Origin of the sequence: Pontibacter sp. SGAir0037 (assembly GCF_005491705.1) — a bacterium.
In the GTDB taxonomy this organism is placed as follows: domain Bacteria; phylum Bacteroidota; class Bacteroidia; order Cytophagales; family Hymenobacteraceae; genus Pontibacter.
Map to the genome: position 1 here is coordinate 2,833,796 of NZ_CP028092.1, position 23,532 is coordinate 2,857,327.

The 23,532-nt window shown below is 43.8% G+C and carries 21 protein-coding genes; 13 read left to right on the forward strand and 8 right to left on the reverse strand.

Annotated elements, in window-relative coordinates; all coding sequences use genetic code 11:
• The first annotated feature begins 94 nt into the window (after window positions 1-94).
• Entirely contained in the window at window positions 95-433 is a 339-nt protein-coding gene (locus C1N53_RS11500) for a PadR family transcriptional regulator (RefSeq protein WP_137759448.1), read from the forward strand.
• A gap of 2 nt (window positions 434-435) precedes the next feature.
• Window positions 436-2,934 carry a PspC domain-containing protein gene (locus C1N53_RS11505; RefSeq protein WP_137759449.1) on the forward strand — a complete coding sequence of 833 codons (2,499 nt, stop codon included), beginning with the start codon at window positions 436-438 and terminating at the stop codon, window positions 2,932-2,934.
• A 396-nt stretch (window positions 2,935-3,330) separates the two neighbouring features.
• Here the strand turns inward: C1N53_RS11505 and C1N53_RS11510 are convergent, their stop codons facing one another.
• From C1N53_RS11510 to mce, 3 genes are all read right to left on the reverse strand, one after another.
• Entirely contained in the window at window positions 3,331-4,758 is a 1,428-nt protein-coding gene (locus C1N53_RS11510) for a CCA tRNA nucleotidyltransferase (RefSeq protein WP_137759450.1), read from the reverse strand.
• A 285-nt stretch (window positions 4,759-5,043) separates the two neighbouring features.
• Window positions 5,044-5,622: an L-threonylcarbamoyladenylate synthase gene (locus C1N53_RS11515; RefSeq protein WP_137759451.1), complete on the reverse strand. Its 579-nt coding sequence runs from the start codon at window positions 5,620-5,622 to the stop codon at window positions 5,044-5,046.
• A gap of 66 nt (window positions 5,623-5,688) precedes the next feature.
• Window positions 5,689-6,090, reverse strand: coding sequence for a methylmalonyl-CoA epimerase (gene mce, locus C1N53_RS11520; RefSeq protein WP_137759452.1), 402 nt, complete (start codon window positions 6,088-6,090; stop codon window positions 5,689-5,691).
• Between the two features lie 120 nt (window positions 6,091-6,210).
• Here mce and C1N53_RS11525 point away from each other — a divergent pair, with 120 nt between their 5' ends.
• From C1N53_RS11525 to C1N53_RS11535, 3 genes are all read left to right on the forward strand, one after another.
• On the forward strand, window positions 6,211-7,425 hold the full coding sequence (locus C1N53_RS11525) for an IscS subfamily cysteine desulfurase (protein WP_137759453.1): 1,215 nt from the start codon (window positions 6,211-6,213) through the stop codon (window positions 7,423-7,425).
• Between the two features lie 111 nt (window positions 7,426-7,536).
• Window positions 7,537-7,950, forward strand: a complete 414-nt coding sequence (gene iscU / locus C1N53_RS11530; RefSeq protein WP_137759454.1) for a Fe-S cluster assembly scaffold IscU — start codon at window positions 7,537-7,539, stop codon at window positions 7,948-7,950.
• Window positions 7,951-8,181: 231 nt separating this feature from the next.
• On the forward strand, window positions 8,182-8,508 hold the full coding sequence (locus tag C1N53_RS11535) for an iron-sulfur cluster assembly accessory protein (RefSeq protein WP_137759455.1): 327 nt from the start codon (window positions 8,182-8,184) through the stop codon (window positions 8,506-8,508).
• A gap of 202 nt (window positions 8,509-8,710) precedes the next feature.
• Here C1N53_RS11535 and lpdA read toward each other — a convergent pair whose 3' ends face one another.
• Window positions 8,711-10,105, reverse strand: a complete 1,395-nt coding sequence (lpdA, locus tag C1N53_RS11540) for a dihydrolipoyl dehydrogenase (protein ID WP_137759456.1) — start codon at window positions 10,103-10,105, stop codon at window positions 8,711-8,713.
• A gap of 211 nt (window positions 10,106-10,316) precedes the next feature.
• On the opposite strand from lpdA, the gene C1N53_RS11545 reads away from it, so the two are divergent.
• Complete coding sequence (locus C1N53_RS11545; RefSeq protein ID WP_168194017.1) at window positions 10,317-10,925, forward strand: tetratricopeptide repeat protein; 609 nt, start codon at window positions 10,317-10,319, stop codon at window positions 10,923-10,925.
• A 131-nt stretch (window positions 10,926-11,056) separates the two neighbouring features.
• On the opposite strand, the gene C1N53_RS11550 is transcribed toward C1N53_RS11545, so the two are convergent.
• Window positions 11,057-12,379: a peptidoglycan DD-metalloendopeptidase family protein gene (locus tag C1N53_RS11550; protein ID WP_137759457.1), complete on the reverse strand. Its 1,323-nt coding sequence runs from the start codon at window positions 12,377-12,379 to the stop codon at window positions 11,057-11,059.
• A gap of 276 nt (window positions 12,380-12,655) precedes the next feature.
• On the opposite strand from C1N53_RS11550, the gene fabG reads away from it, so the two are divergent.
• The 4 genes from fabG to C1N53_RS11570 all read left to right on the forward strand — a co-directional run bounded on the left by fabG (window position 12,656) and on the right by C1N53_RS11570 (window position 17,082).
• The gene (gene fabG, locus C1N53_RS11555; RefSeq protein WP_137759458.1) at window positions 12,656-13,402 is read left to right on the forward strand and encodes a 3-oxoacyl-[acyl-carrier-protein] reductase; all 747 of its coding nucleotides are present in this window, start codon (window positions 12,656-12,658) and stop codon (window positions 13,400-13,402) included.
• Window positions 13,403-13,630: 228 nt separating this feature from the next.
• Complete coding sequence (locus C1N53_RS11560) at window positions 13,631-15,712, forward strand: VWA domain-containing protein (protein WP_137759459.1); 2,082 nt, start codon at window positions 13,631-13,633, stop codon at window positions 15,710-15,712.
• A gap of 129 nt (window positions 15,713-15,841) precedes the next feature.
• Window positions 15,842-16,429: a GNAT family N-acetyltransferase gene (locus C1N53_RS11565; protein WP_137759460.1), complete on the forward strand. Its 588-nt coding sequence runs from the start codon at window positions 15,842-15,844 to the stop codon at window positions 16,427-16,429.
• 38 nt (window positions 16,430-16,467) lie between these two features.
• Window positions 16,468-17,082 (forward strand): pseudouridine synthase, encoded by a 615-nt coding sequence (locus tag C1N53_RS11570; RefSeq protein WP_137759461.1) that lies wholly within the window; start codon window positions 16,468-16,470, stop codon window positions 17,080-17,082.
• A 55-nt stretch (window positions 17,083-17,137) separates the two neighbouring features.
• Here the strand turns inward: C1N53_RS11570 and C1N53_RS11575 are convergent, their stop codons facing one another.
• On the reverse strand, window positions 17,138-17,878 hold the full coding sequence (locus C1N53_RS11575) for a ThuA domain-containing protein (RefSeq protein WP_137759462.1): 741 nt from the start codon (window positions 17,876-17,878) through the stop codon (window positions 17,138-17,140).
• Window positions 17,879-18,164: 286 nt separating this feature from the next.
• Between C1N53_RS11575 and C1N53_RS11580 the strand changes: the two genes are divergently transcribed.
• Window positions 18,165-18,527 (forward strand): hypothetical protein, encoded by a 363-nt coding sequence (locus tag C1N53_RS11580; RefSeq protein ID WP_137759463.1) that lies wholly within the window; start codon window positions 18,165-18,167, stop codon window positions 18,525-18,527.
• Window positions 18,528-18,641: 114 nt separating this feature from the next.
• On the opposite strand, the gene C1N53_RS11585 is transcribed toward C1N53_RS11580, so the two are convergent.
• Window positions 18,642-19,448 carry a hypothetical protein gene (locus tag C1N53_RS11585; RefSeq protein ID WP_137759464.1) on the reverse strand — a complete coding sequence of 269 codons (807 nt, stop codon included), beginning with the start codon at window positions 19,446-19,448 and terminating at the stop codon, window positions 18,642-18,644.
• Between the two features lie 386 nt (window positions 19,449-19,834).
• On the opposite strand from C1N53_RS11585, the gene C1N53_RS11590 reads away from it, so the two are divergent.
• A complete protein-coding gene (locus tag C1N53_RS11590) occupies window positions 19,835-21,997 on the forward strand; it encodes an ATP-binding protein (protein ID WP_137759465.1) in 2,163 nt (720 codons plus the stop codon).
• Window positions 21,998-22,056: 59 nt separating this feature from the next.
• Window positions 22,057-22,770, forward strand: a complete 714-nt coding sequence (locus C1N53_RS11595) for a response regulator transcription factor (RefSeq protein WP_137759466.1) — start codon at window positions 22,057-22,059, stop codon at window positions 22,768-22,770.
• A 71-nt stretch (window positions 22,771-22,841) separates the two neighbouring features.
• Here the strand turns inward: C1N53_RS11595 and C1N53_RS11600 are convergent, their stop codons facing one another.
• Entirely contained in the window at window positions 22,842-23,519 is a 678-nt protein-coding gene (locus C1N53_RS11600; protein WP_137759467.1) for a porin family protein, read from the reverse strand.
• Window positions 23,520-23,532: the final 13 nt, after the last annotated feature.

A 23,532-nucleotide genomic window follows, 5' to 3' on the forward strand; every position in this document is an offset into this window, starting at 1 on the left:
CTCTTTTCCGGGCGAACAAAAAAAATTTTAAACAGTACCTTGTTTTACATAGTACTATATACTATCTTTGGTTCATAAATTAAAGCAGATCATCATGAAAGTAGAAAACACACAAGTGCAGATGCGGAAGGGAATTCTGGAATTCTGCATACTGGAGATTATCGCTCGTGGTGAGGTATATGCATCTGACATGCTGGAAGAGCTTACAGCAGCAAAAATGATAGTAGTGGAGGGTACACTCTACCCTTTGCTTACCAGGCTAAAGAATGCTGGGCTTCTCGATTATAGTTGGGTAGAGTCTACCTCCGGACCACCAAGAAAATACTATACCCTCACGGAATCAGGCAGAACCTTTCTCGAACAACTCAGGGAAACATGGTCGGAACTGGTAGCCTCTACTGAATATATCATCCAAAACAAGAAAGCTAAGTAATCATGAAAAAGAATATAAGCATCAACTTGCAAGGCATCATCTTCCATATAGAAGAGGATGGATATGAGCAGCTGAGCAGATACCTGGCCTCCATCCGAACCTATTTCTCCAACTATGAAGGCCATGAGGAAATTATTTCGGACATCGAAGCGCGTATAGCTGAGATCTTCTCTGCCCGGCTTGCACCTGGCAAACAGGTTATTACCCAGGAAGATGTGCAGTCGCTGATTACACAAATGGGCGATGTAACAGATTTTGAATTATTAGACACGGCCGAAGAAGAGATACCGCACGCGGCCGGTGCTGCAGCTTCCGGAGCCGGAACAGGCGATCATGCCTATACACAAGGCACAAGTGGTCCTAAGAGGCTTTACCGCGATGTAAACCGCAAAGTAGTTGCAGGGGTTTGCGCCGGCATTGCCAGTTACCTGAATGTGGATAGTCTTTGGGTGCGCCTGCTGTTTGTGGTATTGGTGATAGGTATTCCGTTTACACACGGCTTCACCAGCTTTGGCATTGTTCTTTACCTTATTCTCTGGATCGCCATGCCGCAAAGCTCGCTGTTGCCCGAAACAACTGTGAAAAAGCTTTTCCGTGACCCGGAAGATAAAAAGATCGGCGGCGTAGCCAGTGGCATTGCCAAATACTTTGGTGTTGATGTGGCTGTGGTACGTATTCTGTTCCTGGCATCGGTCTTTCTGGGAGGCTTTGGTTTAATGATTTACATCGTTATCTGGATTGCTGTGCCCGAGGCCGTTACTTTAACAGAGCGGATGCAGATGCAGGGGAATCCTGTTACACTCTCAGGAATTGAGCAGACCCTGAAAGATAACCTGAACATGAAAGACAGCAACGGTGAGGAAAGCACCTTTGCCAGATTAATTCTACTGCCCATACGCCTTATATCGCAAATTTTCAGTTGGCTGGGCAGAACACTTGGTCCCATTCTGGCCTTCCTGATCACTTTTATCCGGGTGGCGGCCGGTGTTATACTACTCATTATTTCGATTGGCTTTACCATTGCCCTGTTTACGACCTTCTTTGCCGGACTAGGCCTTATTGATGAACCACAAAATTTTATGTTAGGTGACTATCCGGCCTCCATTTTACTGGAGGGCTTTCCCCGGCTCGGACTGGTTACAGGTTTTCTGGTGGGGCTGATTCCGGTTGCCTTCTTATGGATACTGAGCATTGCCCTTATTTCCAAACAGTTCTTCCTGCGCCAGATTGTAGGCTGGTCCATGTTTGCGGTGTGGCTGGTAAGTTTATTCACCATGATAGCCATTATTATGATGTACACCCAGAACTTCAGAAGAACCGGTGAAATAGAGTCTACCAAATCTTTTAATGTAGACCGTTACAACACAGTTACACTGGATGCTTTCGACACCAGCCTGGACTACAGCAGAGTGGATATAGAACTGCAAAGCCATACCGGAAACGCGTTGGAGGTAGTTCAGCGGGTAAGCGCCAAGGGAAAAGATGAAGCTGATGCACGCCAGAACGCCCAGATGGTTAGCTACCGGATGCTGCAGAAAGATTCTGTCATCCGTTTCGATAACACGTTTGAGTACAAAAAAGGAGCAGCACTAAGGGAGCAAAAGGTAAACCTCTTGCTCATGCTTCCTCAGAACAAACCACTGCGCCTGACCAGCAACTTTTTATACTTGTTACCGAACGCAGTGTTTGATGTAGAGTACAGCCGTGAAAAAGTATTACGCAACACCTGGCAGGCTAAAGGCGCTTACCTAACCTGCCTTACCTGCGAAGCTGACACGCTGGACCAGGAAAACTCAACTGAGTATGCCGAAGGATTTTCTGAAACAGTTGGGAGCGCCGGAAGTGTTTTACTTGCGCTGGATGAGTACAATAAAAACGAGAAAGTGTTTGAAGTAAGAGATTTTGACGCAATTGATATCAGAGGCATGTTCCATGTGCAGATCCGTCAGGGTAGAGATTATGATGTGCGTGTTCATGCCGACAACGAGCAACTGGAGAAAATCAATGTTGAGCAAGACGGTAATGAACTGGTTATAGAAACCAAGCAGCGGTATAGCAATATCTTCAGCAGCAAAGACCCGATTTTGGTTCAGATTACCGTACCGGATCTTAACAGCCTGCAATTGAGTGGTGCTGTAAAAGCCGATGTGGGAAGGCTTGAGGTAAGTGACCTGGAATTATCTTTATCAGGTGCTACAAAAGCAGCCATGAACGTTAGCGCCGATAGAATACGAGCTGATATTTCAGGCGCCTCCCATACTTCGTTTGCAGGCAGGGCGAATCATTTTGAACTGGATGCTTCCGGAGCAAGCAAAATAGATGCAGCCAACATGATTTCAGAAAATGTAAGGCTTAGTGCTTCCGGTGCCTGCGATGCCAATGTGTATGCCAATAACTCTCTCGAAGTTGATGCCTCTGGAGGTAGTTCCATCACTTACGGTGGCAACCCAGGCTCTGTACAAACAGATGTTTCGGGTGCGAGCAAAGTAAAACGCAAATAATTTTTCAGTCTGCTGCGCCACTTTCTTATGGCGCAGCAGACTTCTTACAACCGCCTTAGTACAAAATAAAACTTCACATCCCGTGCTGGCTAATACAATCTAGCCTGAAACATGCTGCGATTCCAGGACTTCATGCAAAGTTGAACTAAAGCTGGAATTTGCCCTCTCCTATTTCTATTGCCGATACCTGCTGAAAAATGCTTTTCTGGCTTTTTACCAGGCCGCGGCATTACCTAGGCGATTTTAAGACAACTTACTTATTTTTCCGGATTGTAAAAAAGATAATCTGCGAGTTTACTTAAGTATAAATATTTAAGTAAAGCTATAAAAAATTAATATTTTAATAGGATATTAAACAGAAATTTTACTTATTTGAAAAAGATTAGGTTAGTTAGTTTAGTTTTTTGAAGAATGCGTATGGCGGAGCCCCAATTCTTTCCCCTTTTCGAGCAGGAAAGCATAGGCTTCGTCATATTCATTTTTTACAGTTCCTTCCAGTATAGCTTCTGTAAGCATTTCTTTTAGCTCTCCTACCGTTTTAGAAGGTTTCAGATCAAAGGTCTCCATGATAATTTCTCCGGTAATAACCGGCTGAAAATTACGTAGTTTATCACTCTCCTCTACCTCAACCAGGCGCTTCTCCACTTTATCAAAATTCTGCAGATAACGTTTTACTTTTGTGTCGTTTTTGGAGGTAATATCTGCCCGGCACAACTTCATCAGCGCATCAATATCATCACCGGCTTCAAACAACAACCTCCTGATGGCAGAATCTGTTACGGTATCTTTTACCAGGGCAATAGGGCGCAGGTGCAGCTTCACCAGCTTTTGCACAAACTTCATGTGCTCGTTCAGGGGCAGCTTCAGGTCTTTAAAGAGTTTCGGCAGCATACGCGCACCACGGTCTTCATGGCCATGAAAGGTCCAGCCTACTTTCGGGGAAAAGCGTTTGGTGTCTGGTTTTGCTATGTCATGCATAATAGCAGCCCAACGGAGCCACAAATCGTCGGAAACCTGCGCCACATTATCCAGCACCTGCAGCGTGTGGTAAAAGTTGTCTTTATGCGAATTCCCGTTGATTGTTTCCACACCCTGTAGCTCTGCCATTTTAGGAAAGATCAGTTGGAGCAGCTGAGCAGCATAAAGAAGCTTAAAGCCATAAGAAGGCACGGGTGAAAGCACAATTTTATTCAGCTCATCTGTAATCCGCTCCTGCGATACTATCTTTATGCGATCCTTATGATCTGTAATGGCATCAAAGGTATCCGGATCAATATCGAAGTTTAACTGGCTGGCAAAGCGTATGGCACGCATCATACGCAGCGGATCATCCGAGAAAGTAATACCGGGCTCTAAAGGGGTACGAAGAATTTTGCGTTTCAAATCCTTCAGCCCATTAAACCGATCTATCAGCTCCCCGTAACTATGCTTGTTCAGGCTGATGCCTAAGGCATTGATCGTAAAATCACGGCGCTGCAAATCATCTTCCAGCGTTCCCTGCTCTACCTCCGGCTTGCGTGACTCAGATCGGTAAGACTCTTTCCGGGCTCCGACAAACTCCACTTCCCACTCGCCGGCCCGCAGCATAGCTGTTCCGAAATTTTTGAACACAGACACCTTTGGCTTGTGCGGCAGCTTTTGTGCGACCAGTTCAGCCAAGGCTATACCATCACCTACACACACCACATCTATGTCTTTGGAAGGGCGCTTCAGTACCAGGTCCCGCACAAAGCCGCCAATCACATAAGCATCTACTCCTAGTTCGGCAGCTGCCGCGGCCACTACTTCAAAAATGGGGTGTTCTGGTAATTTTACTGTATCCATATTCTCTTCCAATCCTCTGGAACCGTTCTTTGTTAAGGTACAAAAGTAAGGAGAATAAATTTAAAGCACCTCTGCATAGCCGGACAGAAGATCTTCTGACGAAAGACAAAAGAGGAAAACCGCATAGAGTTGGCAATTCTAATTTTGCTATACCAGATTCAGGCTGGCACAGATCCCAAACACATGCATGCCCACTGTCAGAGATTCTCTTGTTAAATGTTAGAATTGCTCTTTCAAAAAGATCATTTCTGATCCATAATTTTTAATTTCTAATTAGCAGAGGCATTAATCCCGCAGCACCTGGTGCTCACCGCTAGGATCTATTTTAATGATGCGGGAAGGTACGGCCGTTATTTGCTCGTCCTGTCGCCAGGTTACAATATAATCTACCCGCTCTTTTACCTTATCAGAAACATCTTTGAAAGATGGGGCGGCAGGCTCTCCGCTAATATTGGCCGAAGTAGAAATAATCGGGCGGCCTACCTGCCGGATCAGGCGCAGGCAGAACTCATCTTTTACAACCCGGATAGCAACAGATCCATCGGCAGCAATAACTTCTGAGGGAAGATTTTTAGCTTTGGGAAAGACATAGGTTGTTGGCCGCTCCTGCTTCTCTTCCAGTTCAGAAAAAGCCGCGGGTATATCTTCTACGTACCGTTGCAGCATTTCTGTGTCGGCTACCAAAACAATCATGGTTTTAGACTCTTCGCGCTCCTTTATTGCAAATATCTTACGTACAGCCTGTCCATTTTCAGCATCGCAGCCAATTCCCCATACTGTGTCGGTAGGGTAAAGAATAGTGTTGCCCAGCAGCAGTTCTTCCTCTGCTGCCTGTATCGCTTTTATTAATTCTTTCTCGCTCATAGCAAAACGATTACATTGTTATTTACCTGAAACTTCATTTACAGCCGGTACAGATCCAGAACCAGTTTAACGTATTTCCTGCGTCAGTTCAATTAAAATTCCGTTCGCACTTTTAGGATGTACGAAACACACCAGCTTATTGTCGGCCCCTTTTTTCGGGCACTCATTCAGAAGCTGAAAGCCTTCCTGTTTCAGGCGCTCCATTTCAGCTAAGATGTCTTCTACCTCGAAGGCAATATGGTGAATGCCTTCTCCCTTTTTCTGAATAAATTTAGAGATTGCACTATCTTCTGTAGTACCCTCTAAAAGCTCTATTTTAGTGGTTCCAACTTTAAAAAAAGAAGTATTTACATTCTCCGACTCTACATACTCTGTCTTATAGGGCTCCACCCCCAGTAGTTTGAAATACAGACTATTTGCCTCAGAAAAATCTTTAACTGCAATACCTATGTGCTCTACATTAATCATTTCTAATATGTAATTAGTCTAAGTAACCTTTTTTTTGTAATTTTGTGGCAAATCTAAAACTAATAATTTCTATTAGCTGTTATTTTACAGGTACAAAAAAGAGATAAATCGATGAGTAATATGTTAAAATTACCTATATATTTAGATAACAACGCCACAACTCCACTTGATCCCCGGGTGTTGGAAGCAATGTTACCTTACATGACCAACATGTTTGGCAATGCAGCATCCCGTAACCATGCATTCGGATGGCAGGCAGAAGAGGCAGTAGATTATGCGCGTGAGCAAATAGCATCACTTATCAATTGCTCTCCTAAAGAGATTATCTTCACTTCCGGTGCTACGGAGTCTGATAACCTGGCTATCAAAGGTGTATTTGAGATGTATGCATCTAAAGGTAACCATGTAATTACAGTTACCACAGAGCATAAAGCGGTACTGGATACCTGCAAGCATATCGAAAAACTTGGCGGTAAAGTTACTTACCTGCAGGTAAATGCAGAAGGCCTTATCGACCTGAAAGAACTGGAAGAAGCAATCACTGATAAGACGATTCTTATCTCTATCATGTATGCCAACAACGAGGTGGGCGTTATTCAGCCTATCCGCGAAATATCTGCCATTGCTAAAAAGCATGGTATCCTGTTCTTTACCGACGGCACACAGGCTGTAGGTAAGGTTCCGGTAGATGTAGAGGCTGATGGCATTGATTTAATGGCTTTCTCTGCGCATAAAATGTATGGTCCTAAAGGTGTAGGTGCTCTCTATGTGCGCCGTAAGAACCCACGTGTAAAGGTAACTGCTCAGATGGATGGTGGTGGCCATGAGCGTGGCATGCGTTCTGGTACCTTAAACGTACCTGGTATTGTTGGTTTAGGCAAAGCTTGCGAACTGGCAAGACAGGAAATGGAGTCTGATACTGCTCGTATCTCTGCTATGCGTGATCGTTTAGAGAAAGAGCTTCTTACAATTGAAGAGTCTTACGTGAACGGTTCGCGTGAGCATCGCTTACCCCACGTTGCCAATATCTCCTTCAAATATGTAGAAGGTGAAGGTTTGATGATGGGAGTGAAAGACCTGGCTGTTTCTTCAGGATCTGCCTGTACTTCAGCCTCTTTAGAACCTTCTTACGTATTAAAAGCGTTAGGTTTAAGTGACGACCTGGCTCACTCTTCGCTGCGTTTCGGTTTAAGCCGTTTCACAACCGACGAAGAAGTGGATTATGCTATCAACCACGTAAAAGAAGCGGTGTCTAAACTGCGTGAAATGTCTCCGCTTTGGGAAATGTACAAAGAAGGTATAGACCTGAACTCTATTGAGTGGGCAGAACACTAAAATTTAATTAAGAATTAGGAATTAAGAATGAGGAATGATTTATTGACACCTACCTCTTAATTCCTGGTTCAATTTTTAATTCTTAATTTTTAATTCGTAATTAATACAGCTATGGCTTATTCAGATAAAGTAATTGATCATTATAACAACCCACGTAACGTTGGTACACTAGACAAATCCAAAAACAGTGTGGGTACTGGCCTTGTAGGTGCTCCTGAGTGCGGTGACGTGATGCGCCTTCAGATTGAAGTTGACGAAAACCAGGTTATCACAGATGCGAAATTTAAAACTTTCGGTTGTGGTTCTGCTATCGCATCTTCTTCGCTGGCTACTGAATGGTTAAAAGGTAAAACTGTTGACGAAGCACTGGCTATCGACAACATGGATATTGTGGAAGAACTGGCATTGCCTCCGGTAAAAATTCACTGCTCTGTACTGGCAGAAGACGCTATTAAGTCTGCTATCAACGACTACAGAGTTAAGAATGGCTTACCAGCTTTAGAAATGCCGAAGTCTCACCACTAAGAGCCTGACTCGATGGAGTCAACAACAAAAGTACATGTAAGAAGTGTACACATTCAGAAGCAGATTGAAAACCACTTGTACAGGTGGTAACAGTCTGCTTTTTGAGTTCAGGCTGGTAAACAACAAAACCTGTCTGAACCTGATTAAGGTAAATTATAATATGGTAGAGATATGAACCTGCACGACTGCATTTAGTGTGGACTGCATTCATTCTCCTAAACTATAAACAATATGATAACAGTATCAGACAAGGCAAAAGAAAAGGTTATCAGGCTAAAGCAGGATGCTCATCTGGATGACACCTTCCGCCTGCGTGCATCTGTTGCGGGCGGTGGCTGCTCAGGCCTCTCCTATAAACTGGACTTCGACGATGAGGTAAAACCCATGGATCAGGAGTTCGAAGATAAAGGGGTAAAAGTGGTTGTAGACATGAAAAGCTTCCTTTACCTGGCAGGCACTGAGCTTGACTTCTCAGACGGCTTAAACGGAAAAGGCTTCTTCTTCAACAATCCGAATGCTTCCCGTACATGCGGCTGTGGCGATAGTTTCTCCGTATAGAACACCTCATATTTCTTAAAAAGCAAAGGGGGCAGTTTAATTAACTGCCCCCTTTGCTGCTTTTATAGCTTTAACAGAAAGCCAACAGTAGCAAGAAATTTTTCTGAAACAGTAAAGGCCTCCTGCTTCGGCGATAGAACTACACCTGGTGCAAGAGGCCTTTTATTATTTACCGGATAGATCTTATACCGGTTTTCTATTGCTAGATGTGAATTACTTCACCGTAGGCGGCAGCCGTAGCTTCCATTACGGCTTCACTCATAGTTGGGTGAGGGTGTACCGCTTTAATGATTTCGTGACCGGTAGTTTCCAACTTACGGGCAACTACAACCTCTGCAATCATTTCTGTTACGTTAGCACCAATCAGGTGAGCTCCCAGGAACTCGCCGTATTTGGCATCGAAAATCACTTTCACAAAGCCATCTTTCACGCCACCAGCACTTGCCTTACCAGAAGCCGAGAATGGGAATTTACCTACTTTGATATCCAACCCTTGCTCACGAGCAGCTTTCTCTGTTAAGCCAACAGATGCGATCTCAGGAGAGCAATAGGTACAGCCAGGTATGTTACCGTAGTTCAAAGGCTCCGGATGGTGGCCAGCAATAGCTTCTACACAAATGATACCTTCAGCCGAAGCAACGTGTGCCAGAGCAGGTCCGGGAACAATGTCACCAATCGCATAGATACCATCTACGTTTGTTTTATAGTAATCGTCAACAAGAACGCGACCACGATCTACTTTTATACCTAGTTCTTCCAAACCAATGTTTTCCAGGTTTGTCTGAATGCCTACTGCCGAAAGCACAACTTCCGCCTCAAGCGATACCTCTCCTTTGGCTGTTTTTACTTTTACTTGGCAGATATCGCCTTTCGTATCAACTGCTTCTACCGAGGCGTTGGTCATGATGTCGATACCTGATTTTTTGAAGGATCTTTCCAGTTGCTTAGAAACTTCTTCGTCTTCTACAGGCACGATGTTTGGCATGTACTCAACAATGGTAACTTTTGTACCCATGCTGTTATAGAAGTAAGCAAACTCAACACCAATAGCGCCGGAACCTACAACAACCATAGACTTTGGCATTTTCTCCAAAGACATAGCCTGGCGGTAGCCGATAATCTTTTTGCCGTCGATTGGCAGGTTAGGCAGTTCACGGGAACGGGCACCAGTAGCCAGAATAATGTGATTTGCCTCTACAATATCTTTCTTTCCTTCGGCATTCGTAACTTCCAGTTTGCCTTTGGCAACCAGTTTACCTGTTCCAAAAATCGCATCAATCTTGTTTTTGCGGAACAAGAACTGTATACCTTTACTCATACCATCGGCAACGCCTCGGCTACGCTTTACCACGGCACCAAAATCTACAGAAGATTCGCCAATAGTAATACCATAGTCAGAAGCATGCTTAATATATTCAAAAACTGTTGCGCTTTTCAGCAATGCTTTTGTAGGAATACAACCCCAGTTCAGGCAGATACCGCCAAGAGACTCGCGCTCTACAACGGCTACTTTCATACCTAGTTGAGAAGCACGAATGGCTGCTACATAACCTCCAGGGCCACTACCAAGCACTACTAAATCATATTTTGATGCCATATTGTCTGTTAATTAAGTGATGGACAAAAATAAGCGATAATACTAACTTACCAAAACCCAGTCGCCCTGTTAAACAAATTCACAAATTTCATAAAAACTTATATGTCAACTACATGCAAAATTATGTATATAAAAACAGCTATTTTTACTTTCAAGATTATTTTGATATGCTGTACTTTGCACCCGTTTGACTTAATCAAAAGTTATTAGTATGAAGCAAATTCTACTTCTTTCCCTTGCCCTGCTGCTTACCATTTCAGGCTTTGCGCAACAATCTGCAAAAGATATGTTTTTAAGCGGCAATAAAAAGTTTAAATCCGGAAAGTACGAAGACGCTATCAAAGATTATGATGAGGTTCTAAAACTGGAACCCGGGCATGTCGTAACGCTTACAAACCGGGGCGTAGCCAAAGATCGCCTGCTTAACTACCGGAGTGCCATCGAGGATTTTACGAAAGCAATAGAATTAGATCCCGCCCACGCAGAAGCATATTTTAGCCGCGGCCTCTCAAAGTATAATTTAAAAGATTACCGGGGCGCGATCCTGGATTTTGATAAAGCTATTGAGTTGGACGGAACACAAGCGAAAGCCTACAATAACCGAGGCTTGGCCCGCTATGGTATTAAAGATTATGCAGGAGCTATCAGCGACTATACCAAGGCTATTTCGTTAAATACAAAATATGCAGAGGCTTATTATAACAGAGGTGCACCCCGTTACAACCTCGGCGACAAAGCCAATGCCTGCACCGACTGGAACAGAGCCAAAGCCCTTGGCATTAAAGACGTAGACCACTATCTGCAAAGCTATTGCAAATAAGTATAGCTGTTTAGAATCCTAACTTAGGCTTGCCAATTCTAAAACGATAGCTTGTTTAATTACTCTAGCGTAAAAGCCTCCTGCCTGCGCTTTAAAAGCGCCTCTCCTACTGTATATAAAACAAAAGCCGTTTAAGCATCCTTAGAAGTTACCTCCTTATCGGTTGCTATTAAATCAGATGGAGTGGTATTTACCGGAATGGTTTCCATTTTTTGCATTACTTCTTCTTTTAAAGCTGTAAAGGCAGGCATATACTTTTTCTCGACAGGATTTGCAGAAGGAAGGTTTACTTTAAGGCCGTCTACCTGTTTCCCGTTTTTCCAGAACCGGTAGCACAAGTGAGGTCCTGTAGCCAGACCAGTACTGCCTACATAACCTATGGTTTGGCCCTGTTGCACACGAGCACCTTTTTTAATGCCTTTGGCAAATTTAGACATGTGCAGGTATTGGGTCGTATAGGTACTATTGTGTTTAACTTTAACGTAATACCCATTCCCACGGGTAAAAGTAGCTTCTAACACCACACCGTCTCCCACAGTCCGGATAGGTGTGCCTCTTGGTGCGGCAAAGTCGGTACCCAGGTGAGGCTTGTTTATTTTCTGCACCGGGTGAAAGCGGTTCATGGTATAGCGGGAACTGATGCGACTGAATTCAAGCGGCTCACGCAGAAAGGCTTTCTTCAGGCTCTTTCCATCCTGATCGAAATAACCTGTATTGTTGCCTTCGTTAAACCGTATGGCATAAATCGGCTTACCATTCTGCTCAAAATAGGCGGCTTTCAAATTCCCAAATCCAATGGTGTTGCCATCCAATACGCGCTCATCATAAATTAATTTAAACTTATCTCCGGGCTGCAGGTGGTTCAGGTTTATACGCCAGGCATAAATATCGGCAAAACGGTTTACAAGTTGCGGAGATCCGCCGGCCGCCACCAAATCCATGTAAAGCGAATTTCGTATCTCTCCGGAAATAACTCTTTCTACTGTATCTACCTTGCGCTTTTCCAAGAGCACGTTCAGCTCACCACGCAGGTCATAAATAACATACTCTTCCTGGCTGGGTTCATAAATAAAGTATTGAGCTGTTTGTGCAGAGTCCAGCGCGTGTAAAATGGTATAGTTTCTATCGGCACTGATTTTCCGCACGTTAAAGATATTTCTGGCCTTGTCAACCAGATTAGCCACAACCGTTGGTGAAATATTGTAGGCACCCAGAATCTCAGATAAAGTCTCTCCTCTTTCCACTACCCCTTCCACTATTTCGAGCGAGTCGGTCGCAATGCCATATAGAACAGGAGCCGGTTTCTTTACAATAGCCGCAGCAGGACGGGGTTGAGGACTATTATTTTCTTCTACGGTACTGGAGGGAATAAACTCGAGTGTTTGCGCGCCTGTAATAATAATGCCTAACCACAAGGCAACCAATACTACAAAGCCGATACTACGCTTCATCATTACAGAATATCTTTGGTTCGAAGATCGCCACGAAAATATAGTTAAACTCATAGAAATAAAAATAGGAATTCACACAATATTCAGATTGTAAACATGTTGCACTCCAAACCACACAAATTAAATTAGCACTTCCCCATCAATACCCTTCTTCCAACCTATCTTTATCTTTCTGACACTCAAGTTAATAAAGTATTACAAATCAAATATTTGTAAAAAGCTATAGTTCTTGTTCCGCTTCGCTCTTTCAGATAAAAAAATCTTTTTAACTTTGGCTTTATGAAAGCATTAGAAGGAAAAGTAGCTCTCGTTACGGGAGCATCCAAAGGCATAGGGCGTGCCATTGCTCAGAAATTTGCTGAGATGGGCGCACAGGTGGCATTCACCTATTTATCAAGTGTAGAAAAAGGGCAAGCTTTAGAGCAGGAACTGGCTGCCAGTGGCGGAAAAGTAAAAGGCTTCCGCTCAGATGCATCAGACAATGCACAGGCAGAAAAGCTTATTGAAGATGTAGTGGCTGAGTTCGGCAAAATAGACATATTGGTAAACAATGCCGGCATTACACGCGACGGACTGTTAATGCGCATGACAGTAGACCAATGGGATGCGGTGATTAACACGAACCTGAAATCTGTTTTTAACCTGACCAAAGGTGCTACCAAGCACATGATGCGTGCTAAAAGCGGATCTATCATTAACATTACCTCGGTAGTAGGCATCAAAGGTAATGCTGGACAAGCCAACTATGCTGCCTCTAAGGCAGGTATTATTGGTTTTACCAAGTCTGTTGCCCTGGAACTGGGCTCCCGAAACATCCGCAGCAATGCCATAGCACCAGGCTTTATCGAAACCGAAATGACAGGTGAACTAGATCAGAAAGTAGTAGATGAATGGCGTAAGGCTATTCCGCTGAAAAGAGGCGGAACACCTGAGGATGTAGCTAACTGTGCCGTATTCCTGGCCTCTGATCAGTCTTCTTATATTTCTGGTCAGGTACTGCAGGTAGATGGTGGAATGCTAACCTGATTAAGTTATGAGTCCTGAGTTGGTATGTTTTGAAACTCAGAATTCATAACCCAGAACTATAATAACTATAATATAGACCAATGCTATAACTTTTGCGTTAGTAGCATTGGTCTTTTTGTTTTATCTTTAAGTATCTGTGTGTTTGGAAGCAGCATTACAAGAACAAAACTGCAAACAGCATCCACTCCCGCAAGCAATTCATAGTTCGAAATTCATAATTCAAAATAAGTGTCTTCGTTCCGACTGATAACTACCTATTCGCCCTGGTTAGTGTTGGCTTGTTTAGCGGCAGGTTTGCTCTATGCCTGGCTGCTGTACAGTAAGCGTACCCCCTGGCCCAGATCAGTTAACTACGGCCTTGCCTTTTTACGATTTGCTGTAGTCAGCTTTTTGTGCTTCCTGCTCCTGGGGCCTCTGGTTCGCTATATCTCCAACTCTACCCAAAAACCTACAATAGTATTTGCAGTAGATAACTCGCAATCTGTTTCGCTGTTTACTGATTCGGTGCAACTCAAACAGGCACAAACAAACCTTCAGAACCTACGATCAAAATTAGAAAGCGAGGGCTTTCTAACAAATGTAAAAACGCTTGGCACAACTGCGCCACCTCAAAACCTGGAAGAGCTGCAGTACGAAGCAGAGGCTACAAACCTGAGCCAGTTACTAAGCAACATTCGCAACGAGTATGCGCAACAGAACCTGGCAGGTGTTGTTTTACTTTCTGATGGTATCATTAACCAGGGCACCTCCCCCACCTATGCAAACTACAACTATACTATTTACCCAATAGCTGTCGGCGATACTGTTCCCAAAAAGGACATTGTGCTGGCATCCCTGCGCTATAACAAAGTAACCTACAGCGGCAACCGATTTCCGTTAGAGGCTGAACTGCTGCACGAAGGATTCGGCGGAGCAACAGCTACGGTGGTTCTAAAGGAAAACGGCAAAACCCTGGAGCGAAAAACAATCAGCCTCAAAGCAAACCAGTCAATCCAACAGGTGCCTTTCCAGGTGATGGCCGGTGGCCTGGGCAAACGTCATTATGAGGTAGAGGTAGTACCGCAGCAGGGAGAGTTTACTACTCTTAACAATACCAAACATGCATATATTGATGTTGTTAAAGGAAAAATAAAGATACTTGTAGCCGCCGCCGCACCTCACCCTGATATAAAAGCCCTTCGTGCAGCCATTGAGTCGAACGAGAACTACGAAACCGAACTGTTTATTCCAGGGCTTACAACTTTAAAACAGCAGGATTACGATGTGGCGGTACTCCACCAGTTACCAGGCCGCACATCCGGCGGAGAAGCTGCCCTGAACCTGGTCCGGCAAAAGAATCTGCCCGCCCTTTACATAGTAGGCCCGCAGAGTGATCTGGGTGGGTTCAATAATCTTAATGTGGGCATTCGGATTAACTCTCCCGGGCAAACGGATGAGGTTACCAGCGCTATCAATCCTAATTTCAGCACATTTAAGGTGGCAGAGGAGGCAACGGAACGCCTGCAGCAGTTTCCTCCGGCCACTGTGCCCTACGGTGATTACCAGCTAACCCCAAACACCGAAACCGTGCTATATCAGCAGGTAGGGCGTGTACGTACCAACAAACCTTTACTGACAGTACAAACGGTGGGTGACAAGCGAAACGCGGCACTGCTGGCTTCAGGCACCTGGCAATGGCGTTTAACTGAAGCCGCTAACCACGAACAAGCCGCTGTTTACGATAAGTTAATCACCAACCTGGTTCAGCTTCTGAGTGCTCCCCGTAATAAGAAACGCCTGAACGTGTACCCGGTGCAAAATGAGTACACCAACTCCGATGAGATACGCTTTGAGGCAGAGGCCTATAATGAGGCGCTGGAACCTATTTACGGGCAGAATATTACCCTTGAAGTAAGAAATGAAGCGGGTGAAAAGAAAACATTTAATTTTGCTAACGGTGAAAACCAGGCTGGCGTAAATATCGGCACTTTGCCCGGCGGGCGCTATACCTATGCAGCTTCGGCCCGCATCAACAATTCTTTACAGCAGGATAAGGGCGAATTTATAGTAGATGAACTGCAACTAGAGGCCTTAAATGCAGTAGCAGACCATAACCTGCTTTACCAGTTGGCCAGCAATACCAACTCCAGGTTATATTATCCCGCCCAGTTCGGTCAGTTGGAAGCTGCCATACTGAATGCCGACTATAAAAATGTTATCTATAGCTCTGAAGAACTTAATGATCTGGTAGACATGAAGTGGCTTTTCTTCGTGATCCTGTTTCTGATTTGTTCCGAATGGTTTATCAGGAAATACAATGGCAGTTACTAATTTGTTAAGTTTTAAGTCTTTTTAGTAATATTTAATAAAATAATTGATTAAAATCCCATTAAAAAACCTATTCCTTCGTAGCTTTAAGTAGTTAGGTTCATAAATTACAAGGCTGTAACTGCAAGTAACATGATTGCCGCTGAAGAAATAAAACCAGTTTTCCTGGAGACTGAAAGGCTTTATCTCAGGGAACTGAATCCTGAAATGTATAAGCGCCTTTTCACATCCTGCACCGATGAAGAAATAAAAGACTATATGGGACTTTCTTCTGAAGAAGCACTGCAGGAAAAAAAGAAAAGCTTTTACCAAGACTATAGCACCGACTTATTTAATTTTAAAAGCTTTCATTTGCTGGACAAGCTCGACGGAAGCGTGATTGGTAAATGCGGCTACCATACATGGGTAAAAGCTAATCGCAGCGCTGAAATTGAATACGAGCTTTTTTGTGATAACGACAAAGGCAAAGGTTTAATGAAGGAGGCTTTAAAAGCAATTCTTATCTTTGGCTTCGAAGAGATGAACCTGTATCGTATCGAGGCACTGATAGCATCATATAACATACCTTCAGCCAAATTATTAAAGTACTACGGCTTTTCTGAAGAAGGCAATTTGCGTGGTCATTACATGGTAGATGGTATACTTGAAGATTCTTTGATTCTTTCGCTGCTTCGCCCGGAATACGAAGAATTAAGAAGTTGCTGGTGCCTTCACGCTTAAAAAGCAGGTAATCTCATGTAACTATAAACCCGCTCTTTTTGAAATACATTGTACTAAATAAACCTTACGAAGTGCTCACCCAGTTTACCGACGAAACGGGTCGTGCAACTCTCAAAGACTTTGTAAACATCCCGGACATTTACCCGGTTGGCCGCCTCGATTACGACAGTGAGGGCCTGGTATTACTTACCGACGATAAAGCCTTGCAACACCGCCTTTCCGATCCTAAATTTAAAATTGAGAAAACTTATTGGGTACAGGTAGATGGCATACCCAGCGAAAAAGCAATGGAAGAACTCAGGCGGGGGATATACATTAAAAATATTAAAACGTCTCCTGCCAAGGTCAGGCTGCTGCCTGATGAACCGCAGGTATGGGAACGGTCCAAGCCTATCCGCTTCCGCAAGAACATACCTACCTGCTGGGTAGAAATTAAAATTTCGCAAGGCATGAACCGCCAGGTACGCCGCATGACAGCTGCGGTTGGTTACCCAACACTTCGCCTTATACGCCCCGCTATTGGCCCACTTACACTCGCTGCACTACAACCAGGTGAATACAGAGAATTGACTACTGAGGAGGTGAGTACATTAAAAGGACTAACGGCGGCAGGCACGAAAGCAAGAACATTTTCAGGAAGAAAGCGATTCTGATAAACATGAAAAGCAGGCGCTTTGCCTGCTTTTCATGTCTTCGGATACCACCACTTTATTTTCCCATAACGTACTCAATTCCGCCCCAGATGTGCTGCAAAAAGAGTGGTTCGCTGTAGCTTTCAGTTGTGTGACCTAAACCAGTATAGAAAGCTCTGCCCCCGTCAAACTCATGATACCAGGCAATCGGGTGGTTGTCGCCATTTTCGCCCCCTTTATAAGATTTTTCATCCAGTTTGGCCAAAACCTTTACATCCGGGTTCATATCTTTAAAATTATACCATTCATCAACACGTTCCCAGCGTTTAGGAAGTGCTTTGGTAGAAGCATGGGTATGATCTACTACATCGATAGCGGCTTTCTGAGTAGCAGGATGACTTACAAAATATGCTCCCACTAATTTATTATACCATGGCCAGTTATACTCAGTATCGGTTGCAGCGTGTATACCCACAAATCCACCTCCTTTTCTGATATAGTTTTCAAAGGCAGCCTGCTGCTTATCGTTCAGCACATCCTGCGTTGTACTTAAAAAAACAACAACTTTATACTGGCTTAAAGAATCAGCATTAAACACAGCAGCATCTTCTGTAGCACTTACCTGTACCTGGTGCTCTTTCCCCAACTTCTTTAAAGCTGCCACACCTGCCGGAATTGATTCATGTCTGAAACCGACTGTTTTAGAAAAAACCAGGATCTTATCTTCTTTAGCAGCAACCGGCTCATCATTTTCTGTAAAGTAGCAGCAGGTAAACAGCAGCGCCAGAAGGCAGGGCCATAATAGTATCTTTTTCATAATTTAGGGGTTTTATAGATGGTATGAATATAGCTTATCAAATTAAAAACACCTAATTTTTAGCTGCTTGTGCTGTTCCTACGCTATAAGATTACTTGCTTCCGTTTTAAACCAGAACGAATATCCTTTAAAACTTTGCAGCCTGTGCAACCAATTTATATCTTAAAGTATCTTATAAACAAACCCACCACCATGTATGAAAGCAATACTACTTCCGCTATTCTTGTGTTTACTTTTTTGCCAATGCCGAAAAGCAGACACCTACAGCAACCTAAAAAACCTGCAGTTGGGTAAGGAATTTAACATGGGGCAAGGCGACAAGGCTATTTTAAAGGGTGCGAATGGCCAGGCTGCCTTGTCGCTGGAGGTACAGGAAATTATAGATGGCAGATGCCCGGCTAATTCGAACTGTATTTGGGCCGGCTATGCTTCTGTAAAGCTGTTTGCTTCTGATAAGAAAGGAGAAAACAAACAACTGCTGCTCTGCACCGGAGATTGCCAGTCTGCATCAATAGAAGCAACAGCTCAAACAGCTATAGAATTTGCAGATGTCACCTATCAATTTACCTTGTTAGAAGTTAACCCATTTCCGGGCACAGGCCAGGATAATGCTCCCAAACAGGTAAAACTGGTTGTTGAAAAGCTATAATTGTTTTTGAGATGTGCCAGTGTAGCGGCACATACAGCCGCCTCGGTTGCTATACCGCCCAAACAAGAAGGCCCACTAAACAGTAGCGGGCCTTCTTGTTTGTACACATGTTCCTTAAGCTGCGGCCGACTGTCCGTCTTCCCGCTCTTCTATTACTTTCTTCAGTTTCTCTATAGCTTGGGAAGCACGTTCTTCGTCAAGCCTGTTGATGTTAAGCAACATCTTAGTTTTCTCCTGGCGTGTAATCACAGGGTTGTTTAACAGGCGTATGATTTCCTCTTTCTGTTTCGCCGAAGCATATTTTACTGCAGGAGTTTCTGCCGCTGCTGCCGGAGCTGATGCTTCAACCTCCTTCGCAGATGCAGATGCAGATGCAGCCCTCATAGTTGCTTTCTTTTCAGATGGCTCTACCTGTCGCTGTTCTACTTTAGCCGGCTCGTTGCCACTATAATCCATTTCCTCTACAGGAGTAGGCTCATAACCGGCAGCCCGTATAATCCAGGCCAGTATGTTACGGTAAGCTTTACCAATAGCACGGGTTTGTGCCATAGAAGCAATAGCAAATTCCTGGTAGTACTTTTTACCCTGCTCACGGTTAGAGCAAATCGCAAAACCTGCCCCTACCACCTGCTCACTTCTCAAATCAAGCAGGTTAACCTTCGCCTGGTATTTAATTTCATCATCTGTGCTGATATTGATCAGGTGCTCCACCACAGGCAGAATACCCAAACGCGCACCCGCATATTGCCAGCCTTCCACGTTCACATATTCTTTGCCTTGTATGTTCTGGTATAACCTATTCTCTTTAATGAATTTAGCCAGGTCAACAGCCAGGTGCATCGTCTCATCAGACTTTGCTATATCATAGCTTTCAATTTTTGAACGTTTCAGCACTTTTGTTTCTTTACTTGGTTGATTCATTCTCTTTAGCTTTCAGTGTTTTAGTTCATATTAGAAACATAGTCAGCTCACAAATAGTGCAAAAAATGACTTTAAATATTCATTTTATTGTATTGAATATCAGTTATTTAAAAAATTATTTCAGCGCATTAAAATATGTACGATACATCGCCTCAAAAAAGCCATGGCGAACACTAAATTATACTTATCAGCTACGCCTGAAATTAGCTAATGTAAGGTTTTAGCAAGCGAAAAGCCGGATCTCACATGTGTCTGCCTGCCCATACTGCCTTGCCTGAATCAGACCACGAAAGGCACATATAAACTACTACAGCATCCTTAAGGCCAGAAGGTTAAAGAAAAGTTAAAAAATTAAAAGTACGCAGCAAATAATGTAAATTTGGTTTGTGAATAAGTATACCATTATAGGAGTAATCATGCTGATGAGCATCTCACTACTGGGCGTAGTGGGGCTGCAGCTGTATTGGATTAACAATGCCATTGAAGTAAAGCAGGAGCAGTTTGACCGGAGCGTGAATGAGGCGCTAGCCAAAGTAGTGGAAAAACTGGAGACAAACGAAGCAGTATCGGTGGTTACCAACCAGATGGCTTCGCTCGAAGATTCCTCCACTGTGCCAGCACCCAAACCAGCTTCGCCTGTTAAGGTAAAACCAACGCAAACCGAAACCAAACCAAAACCTGCCGCACAGATTACACCCACACAAGCCCCACCCAAACAAGCCACGGCTCCTCAAAAGAGCTCACAATCAACAACGGTGCTGAAGCAGCTCAACGGGAAAGAGATTATTACTACTTATAGTACTTTTACACCCGATAAAGCAAATGGTGCAACGGATCAGGTAATCATCATGGGCACCGCGCGCGCTGATTCAGCGCTTGCACAACGAAGTTTATCTTTACGCGGGGTAAGGCAGTTAGCAGCCTCTCCTGCTCAGGCAGAAAGAAAAGAGCCAACCTTCAGAGTAGTACAGTCCGATACCATTTTCTTTAACCGCCTTCAGGGCAGGCAAATTCCTTTAACATCAACCAAACTGGACAGCCTGCTCAGCAACGGAAAAAACAATCGCTTAAAGATCAACAACAGGCTTATTCAGTTTTCTTTTGATACACTGCGCCACATGGCCACCAAGCTGGACAGCTTAAAGCATATCGAATTCTTTGAGCGTATTAAAGCAGACGACATTGCTTCTATACGCGTATCCGCAGACAGTATTTTAATTTATCAGAAAGGCCTTGTACCTCCTGTTTATGTGCATGGTAAAAGAAACACACCCGGTGCCGGCGTTACTTTCTGGCAGGGAGCTACGGCACCACGCCCTGAACCATCTATAAAAAAGGCAACAGCAACGCCTGTGCTTATAACTAAGCCAGCCTCAGAACTGAAAAATCCAACGCTGGCAAACCTGAAGAAAAACGTAGCCAGTATCGAAAGAGTTGATATTAAGAAAGACAAGCTTCTTGATGTAGCTCAAAAGATGGTGGTGGAATATGTGGTAAAAGATGTTCCACTGGAAAAGCGCTTAAACCTTACTGAACTGCCTGGTATTTTAAAAACTGAACTACAGAACAAGGGCATTACCCTGGACTTTGGCTATTGGATAGTTTCAAACAACCAGGATACGGTTGCTGTAAAACATGTGGAGCGCCTGGCCAAATCCGATCTTACGCATAGCTACAGCGCCAGCTTATTTCCGAATGACATATTTGACAAGTCAGACGCTTTAGGTATATATTTTCCACAGAGTAAAACTTATGCCCTCCGCTCGCTGTGGGGTATGATGGCGCTTTCCTGCCTGTTCACACTTGTAATTATTGCCACCTTTGGCACTACCATTCATATTATTTACAAGCAGAAGAAGCTTTCTGATATGAAGAACGACTTTATCAATAACATGACACATGAGTTTAAAACTCCTATAGCCACCATTTCACTTGCCACTGATTCGATAACCAATCCAAAGGTTTATGAGAAACCGGAAAGGATAAAGTACTATACCAACATTATCCGGGAAGAGAACAAGCGCATGAATGCACAGGTAGAGAATGTACTGCAGATTGCGTTGCTCGAAAAAAACGAGTTTAAAATGAATTTGCAGCAAGTTGATGTTCATACCCTCATTATAAGAGCTATTGAAAGCATTAACTTACAGATAGAGCAGCGGCTTGGGCATATTTCGATGCAACTGAACGCCCTGGAACACGAGCTACGTTCGGATGAGGTGCATTTATATAATGTGATCTGCAACCTGATCGACAATGCTAACAAATACTCTCCCGGCAGTCCTGAAATAAATCTGAGTACGCAGAACATTAATGGCGGCATTCTGATTGCAGTAGAGGACAAGGGCATTGGTATGACGAAAGATACACAGCAGCGTGTATTCGATAAATTTTATAGGGTACCTACAGGCAACCTGCACAATGTAAAGGGCTTTGGCTTAGGCCTTAGCTATGTAAAAGCTATTGTGCAGGCGCACCACGGCGACATTAAACTTAAGAGCGAACCAGGCAGAGGCAGCAGGTTTGAAATTTATTTACCGTTGAGCTAACCAGGCAACTGCCTTAAATTCCTTTACTTAGTCTACACCTCATCATACCTATAAAACCTATGGCTGAAATTATCCAAAAAATTCTGCTGGCCGAAGACGATCCGAACTTCGGAATTGTGCTGCGAGATTACCTGGAGCTACACGACTATGATGTTACGCTCTGCAAAGACGGTTGCCAGGGAATTACAGCATTTCGTAAAGCCGACTATGATCTGTGCATCCTGGATGTGATGATGCCCGAAAAAGACGGTTTTACACTCGGCAGAGAAATAAAGAAGCTCAACCCTGCTGTGCCCCTGATCTTCCTGACTGCCAAAACCATGAAAGAGGATATGCTGGAAGGTTTTAAGATCGGGGCTGACGATTATATAACCAAACCCTTTGATTCTGAAGTACTGCTCTACAAAATTAAAGCTGTACTTAACCGCAAAACAGGAACACCAGCCGTTAGAACAGAACAATCGGAGTATAGAATCGGGAAGTATGCATTTCAGCCTAAACTACGCTTACTCTTTTTTAAAGGGCAGGAACAGAAGCTTTCGCCTAAAGAATCTGAACTACTGGCTATGCTTTGCCAGCATATAAACGATGTATTGCCACGGGAAACAGCCTTACAGCGCATCTGGCATGAAGACAGCTACTTTACCGCCCGCAGCATGGATGTATATATTGCCAAACTTCGGAAATATTTAAAAGAGGATGCTTCTGTAGAGATTGTAAACCTGCACGGGCAAGGCTACCGACTGTGCGTCCAGAGTGGCATTATGCTGTAAATTAAAAACCCGGCCACTGCCAGGGCAGCAACCGGGTTTTATCACTAAAACACTTAACTATCTACATCAGCTTAGAATGTGAATCCAACTGATGCCTTAACAACACGATTATAGGTATTGAAGTTTCCATTCTGATCTACAGTACTCATACCATGGTCGTAACCAACACTTAAATTAAGACCATTTGTAAACTGGTAGCCTGCACCACCTGTTAAGGCGGTATCAAATTCGCGGAAACCGCTTTTCATATCCCACTCACGGTTCAACGCGTTAAAACCAAGAGCACCTGCCTGTACTTTTACTTTATTGGATACCAGGTAAGAGAACTGCGGGCCTCCAAACAGATACAGCCCATCGGCCACATATAATTTAGCTAGCACCGGTAAATCGATATACTCAGCTTTATTGGTTATATTAACTCTCGCATTTAAAAAGTCAACCTGCTCTATAGGCAACGTACCTGTAATACGCGTTCCTTTCTGAGAGTACAGTAAGCCCGGTTCAATTTCAAATCCTGGTAATACAGGTATTGTTACATATCCACCCACATGAAAGCCTTCGCGCATGCTGCGGCTCACGGCTCCGTCAGATAATTCTATCAGATCTGTAACACTTGTCATTGTTTCTCCTTGCCAGTCGGCTAAGTTAACACCTGCTCTAATCCCAAAGCGAACTGGCTGGTCCTGTGCATTCACTTTAGTTGCTGCAATCCCTAGCACCACCGCTATAAGTAAAAATATCTTTTTCATGACTTCCTCCATT